Here is a 5901-nt window from a genome sequence, read left to right as displayed (position 1 = left end):
TGCAGTATATAAAATAGTAAGTTTAACGTAGCGCGGCGTAAGCGGAATTGGCGTAGCTTGCACTATTACTGCTCGTACCAAAGCTGACATTTTGCATTGAGCTGTTATCGCTGATGCCATTAGCGTTGTTATAGTTATTTGTACTAGTCGATAGCCCAGAGTCGTTTTTGTACAGGCTATGATAACGGCTCATCACCTTTTTGACGTAGTTGCGGGTTTCCTTAAATGGTGGGATACCACCATACTTATCGACGTTACCTTCGCCTGCGTTGTAGCCTGCAATAGCAAATTCGATATTGTTATCAAATCGGCGCATCAGCCAAGCGATATATTTGGCCGAACCTTCAATATTATCCGCAGGATCCCAAGCATTACTCACCTTAAATCGTCTGGCAGTAGCAGGCATCAGCTGCATCAAGCCTTGTGCGCCGACAGGCGAGCGGGCATTAGGATTAAAAGCGGACTCGGTATGCATCATCGCTTTCATAAGCCCAGGATCGACGCCATGACGAGCAGCTGAAGCACGGATATAAGCGTCATAAGCATTACGGCTACCGCTATTGCTAGCAGGGCTAGTACCGTAGTTATTGGTACTGGCATTATTATCGTAATTGCTACTGTCTTTGTAATAAGTGACTTTTACTTTTTTGGTGAATTTCTCAAAATTACCGCTAGGGCTGACGTTGGTTAGAAGAACCTGACCGCCTTTGTCTTTATAGATATACATATTGCCAGCATGCGCGCTTGTAGAAATAGCGGATAGAGCAAAAGAGGTCAATAATATCGGTGACAGGCAACGACTTAGGGTTTGAATGTTTATCATAAAGGCATCACTTTTTATCGAAGACGATCAGATTACTTGGTGTATGAACGCGCTCAAGAATCAGCTGATTTAAAATAGATAGAATTTACTATAACACAACTATAACATAAATCCTCATTTGGACTTATGTCGAATATGTCATATCCATAAAATAAAGAATGAGCTTATGCTGACAGCGCACCGATAAATATGGGTACCCATACGGCAGTCAATAGCCCGTTAACCGCTAAGCCAAAGGCTGCATAACGTCCAGCAGTTGAGCTGATCTGCCACGCTTCAACTGTACCAAAAGCATGCGCCGCCAGTCCCAGTGCCAAACCCTTTGCACGGTCATCATCAATACTGCGAAACAAGGAACGTGCCAGAGCGCCGCCAAGCAAGCCTGAAACAATAATGATCAGGTTTGCCATCGCTAAAGGTGCGCCAATCAAGTCCGCTACGCTAAGACCGATAGGCGTGGTTACAGAGCGAGTGGCAAAGGCTAATATGGTCTCTTGGCTAAGCGAAAACAGATAGGCAAGTGACATGGGCAATAAAGCCCCGACAATACTAGCAATCAGCACAATAATAGAGAGGCGCTCGACCGGTAAACCCTTAAAGTTCATTGCTGCCAGCGGTACAGCAAGTAGTACTGTCACGTAACCCAACAGGTGATCAAAGACAGGTTTGGCCACGCCATAGTAGTTATCATAGTCCCATTGCAAAATGAATAAGAACACAATAACTAAGACTAGTGCGGTAATGACCATAGGCAGCCAAGTGAGCTTTTTGGCAAGGACGCGGGCGCTCACGTGCGCCACTAACGTCAATAGTATCGCCGCCCCAGTCGCTACGGCTATGCTGTCAAAATACATGGCTACCTCTAGCAAAATACATAAAAACCCCTAGCAAGATGCATAACTCTCTCATAAAACATACGGCTACTCTTGACGCTCAGTAGATTTGCTTGACGTATCAAGAGTATCGCTACTGTTTAGCCAGCGATTAGCCAAGATGCCAAGACCCCATAGCGGTATGAGAGTACTGATAATCATCGTGATCATGACGCCCCATAACTCATCACCAAGCTCAAATAACAAGATGCCAGCGCCGGCAGATACAGGTAAAAAGGCAAAACCGCTATCGACAAGCAAAGTATTGCTCGCTTGAGTGAGCCAGTGCGGTAGACCTTTTATCAAACGCCAAGTCATAAGTATCAAGAACATCGCAACCAAACCGACAATATTGGCAGCCTTTTCGATACCAGCCCAGCTGCAGATAACGACCGCAAGCTCACGAACCACAACGACCATAACGAGGGTTAAAATAATAGCCATCCATAAAGGTAGCTTTGAGTGCGAAGAGAGGGTCATAAGTGACTCATGATAAGTTAAAAATAAACATAACGTGCTAGAGGTTTGACTAATGGTAAGTACTAGTAAAACATGACACACCATTAAAAAAACACTTGTCGATGATAGGAGCGCCAATTATATACACAGTCGCCACATTAATAAAGCTAGGTTCCCTAAGGCAGAATCAATAAGCGCCAAACTATCAAAAAACAAGCGATACCTATCTTATAAGATAAGTACCGCTTGTATTAGGTGAGGTTTTTTTAAATAGTAACTTAAATAGTACTAAAGACCGCGTTTAATAAATAGCTAGACTGATTAATCAGGCCTCTGGCGTTGTATCAGACAAGGCTAAATCAACTTCGGACTCATCGTCTAAATGATGGCTTAAAGTCTCAGCTGAGTCATCAGAATCTACCGATTTACTGTCAAGATCACCTGCATTTGTCGCAGTTTTTTCTTGGCTTGACTCTTCAAAAGGTTCAAGAACAGGCATCAAAAGCGTTGCTTGTGCTAAGGGCAGTACGTCTAAAGGAGACAGGTTAGCCTGACCGAGCAGTTGCTTGAGCCTATCGCTTGGCAGACGTATGGTCAGGCACTCATGACCCGTATCATCATAGCTTTCCTCGAGTATGACGCCAAGCTCGTACAAGGTGTTTTTGAATTGACCTGCATTATATGGCAGCGTCAAATCAAAGGTGGTAAGCGTGCCCGTCAATAGCTGCTGTACGGCAAGAGAGAGCTCCTCCATACCTAGGTTTTCTCGTGAGGAGACATAAACACGATTGGGTTTCCCCTCGCTTGCATACCCAATACGAGCAGGCTCATCAGTGAGATCAATCTTGTTATAGACATTGAGCACAGGTACGTCATTGTCAATCTCAGCCAGCACTGCTTTGACCGCTTGAATCTGCTCATGCATATCCTCACTTGAGGAATCGATAACATGAAGCAAAAGATCAGCCTCTAACGTCTCCTCAAGCGTAGCATGAAAAGACTCAACCAACTCATGGGGCAAGTGACGCACAAAGCCTACGGTATCGACCAGTACTACGCGTCCAACGCCTTGCCAGTCTAAGCGGCGCAGTGTCGGGTCAAGGGTCGCAAACAGTTTGTCCGCAGCATAGATGTTTTCATCCACCAAACGATTGAATAAAGTGGACTTGCCTGCGTTGGTATAACCGACGAGCGAGACAGTGGGTACATCAGATTTTTGCCGACGGGCACGGCCTTGCGCGCGCGTTTGCCGTACCTTTTCAAGCTTACTCTTAAGCTGATTAACTCGCGTCTGCAATAAGCGGCGATCGGTCTCAAGCTGGGTTTCACCAGGGCCACGCAGACCAATACCCCCTTTTTGACGCTCCAAATGCGTCCAACCGCGAACGAGGCGCGTCGATAGATGGTTAAGCTGCGCCAGCTCGACTTGCAACTTACCTTCATAAGTACGAGCGCGCTGAGCAAAGATATCTAAGATTAAACCGGTGCGGTCAAGGACGCGGCACTGGGCTATAGTCTCAAGGTTACGCTCTTGTGATGGCGACAAATTGTGGTTAAAAAGGACGATATCAGCGTCATGCTCGCGTACCAGTTCGGCAATCTCTTCAGCCTTTCCGCTCCCTACAAAGTACTTGGCATCAGGCTTTAGGCGTGAGCCTGTCACTAGTGCCAATCGATCCGCACCTGCTGAGTCCGCCAAGAGTTCAAACTCGCCAAGATCATCAGGATCTTGAATTTGGCGGATGTCTAGATGAACGATAATAGCGCGCTCGCCGCCGGTATGTCTGTCAAAATATTCCAAAAATAGTCACCTATTATTAATTTATTAAAGGGTTATAACCTTCTATATGCGGCCACCCCAACGATATTAAAGCGTGTCAGATAATTTTATGTTAACTTTGAACCTGATCCAAGAGGTCTGAGTGAACAAATCGTCACTGAATCAAGAGAAGTTTGTTATACTTATCTGCCTTTTATTACACTCTATTTTTATAATTTATCTTTTACATAACCGCGCGTAGCTTATATACAATAACGCACTATATACATCCATGAGGGACAAAGATGAGTCAATCTAAGTCAAAGTTTTCAGTCAAAAAACAGTTGGGCCGTGGCAAGCAAATCGCTGGCATGACCACAACTATGGTCGGCGGACTACGCGCCGCCCAGCGCATCGGCGCATTTCGGGAGCCACCAAGAGAAAAGCTACCACGCTATATTCAAGCCTTTTGTCGCAAGATGGCAGGCTCGTTCGGTGTCAAGGTCGTAGAGGTCGAGCCAGTACCGCAGCATCACGGTCTGTGGGTATCAAACCACGTGTCATGGATGGATATTCCAGTTGTAGGTACCGTGAGTCCCGCGTTCTTTTTGTCAAAGGCTGAGATTGGCGAGTGGCCTGTATTTGGTAAGCTGGCTCATGCTGCGGGCACGGTATTTATCCAGCGCGGGTCAGGAGATGCCGGATCAGTAGCCACGCAAATTGCAGACTTTTTAAAAGAAGGCTTTTCGGTTGTCTTTTTCCCAGAGGCCACCACGACAGATGGTAAAAAAATCAAGCGTATTCATGGTACGCTTTTGCAAGCAGCGATAGATGCAAAGGTACCCGTACAGCCTATGGTACTCGCTTATGTTAATAAGGACGGTACCTTAAGTGACGCACTGCCTTATTATGGCAAATTAACCATGAAAGAGAGCCTTAAAAAGGTACTCGATAGCAAAAATGTTACCGCTTATGTGCTACCGCTTGAGCCAATAGATCCTAATGGCTATAGCAAAAGTGAGATGACCAACAAATTGCAAAAAAGTATGCAAGAAGGCTTAGCTGAACTACATTCAAGAGTACTGAGTACTTCTGCATAAGCATAAGGTTTTGCTATCAGGATAAACACAGAAAAGTGCAACCTTTAATAGGCTGCGCTTTTTTTTGATATTTATACCTGAGGATAAAACTAAGGTGACGGATTAGGCTGCTCGGTATGTACGGCCTCTATAGCTTCTAGTACATCTGCGCTCAAAGTCAGATCAATGCTATCGATATTAGATTTAAGCTGCTCAAGGCTGGTCGCGCCGATAATGTTGCTAGTGACAAAAGCACGCGAATTAACAAAAGCCAGTGACATCTGCGCCATATCTAATCCTGCGTCATCAGCAATCTTGGCGTACTGTTCTGTCGCCGATAGCGCTTGCTCGTTTACGTAACGACCAAAGCGCTCATATTTGGTCAGGCGAGCGCCCTCTGGACGTTTGCCATCTAAATATTTGCCCGACAACACACCAAAGCCTAGCGGCGAGTAAGCAAGTAGGCCGACGTTTTCGCGATGCGCGATCTCTGCCATACCGACCTCATACAAGCGATTGAGTAGGCTATAAGGATTTTGTACCGTGATAGGTGCGATCAAATCATTTTTGTCCGCCTCCCACAGATAGCGCATGAGTCCCCAAGCGGTATCGTTGGATAAGCCATACGCACGAATGCGACCTTTTTTGATCTCATTGTTTAGCGCTTGAATGGTCTCTAAAAACGGCGTCAAATCGTCCAGTGATTGCGCTGCCATATCTTCGGTGTAGCCGCGCTGACCAAAAAAGTTCGTTTGACGCTCAGGCCAATGCAACTGATAAACATCGATGTAATCTGTTTGCAAGCGCTCAAGGTTGCCATCGATAGCTTGCCCGATATGCTCAGCGTTAAAACGGCTTTGACCGTCACGCAAAAAACTCATTGGCGACATTTTGCTGGCAAGGATAACC

6 protein-coding genes are annotated in these 5901 nt (G+C 45.8%); 1 reads left to right on the top strand and 5 read right to left on the bottom strand.

Annotation, left to right across the window (positions count from 1 at the left end; all coding sequences use genetic code 11):
* Window positions 1-22: 22 nt before the first annotated feature.
* The 4 genes from ACTXGO_RS08660 to hflX form a co-directional block, all read right to left on the bottom strand.
* Window positions 23-823, bottom strand: a complete 801-nt coding sequence (locus tag ACTXGO_RS08660) for a lytic transglycosylase domain-containing protein (protein ID WP_317200150.1) — start codon at window positions 821-823, stop codon at window positions 23-25.
* A 164-nt stretch (window positions 824-987) separates the two neighbouring features.
* Window positions 988-1677 (bottom strand): LrgB family protein, encoded by a 690-nt coding sequence (locus tag ACTXGO_RS08655; RefSeq protein WP_443574066.1) that lies wholly within the window; start codon window positions 1675-1677, stop codon window positions 988-990.
* Window positions 1678-1743: 66 nt separating this feature from the next.
* Window positions 1744-2175, bottom strand: a complete 432-nt coding sequence (locus ACTXGO_RS08650) for a CidA/LrgA family protein (protein ID WP_443543603.1) — start codon at window positions 2173-2175, stop codon at window positions 1744-1746.
* Window positions 2176-2479: 304 nt separating this feature from the next.
* Window positions 2480-3955, bottom strand: coding sequence for a ribosome rescue GTPase HflX (gene hflX / locus ACTXGO_RS08645; protein WP_435950272.1), 1476 nt, complete (start codon window positions 3953-3955; stop codon window positions 2480-2482).
* A 263-nt stretch (window positions 3956-4218) separates the two neighbouring features.
* Here hflX and ACTXGO_RS08640 point away from each other — a divergent pair, with 263 nt between their 5' ends.
* Window positions 4219-5013: a lysophospholipid acyltransferase family protein gene (locus tag ACTXGO_RS08640; protein WP_435950273.1), complete on the top strand. Its 795-nt coding sequence runs from the start codon at window positions 4219-4221 to the stop codon at window positions 5011-5013.
* Between the two features lie 89 nt (window positions 5014-5102).
* Here ACTXGO_RS08640 and ACTXGO_RS08635 read toward each other — a convergent pair.
* The coding region (locus tag ACTXGO_RS08635) for an aldo/keto reductase (protein ID WP_443574064.1) at window positions 5103-5901 on the bottom strand (799 nt) is incomplete at its 5' end.

This window comes from Psychrobacter sp. T6-1 (assembly GCF_052258445.1).
Note: the sequence above shows the minus strand (reverse complement) of the source record. Positions and strands in the feature narration are given on the sequence as shown.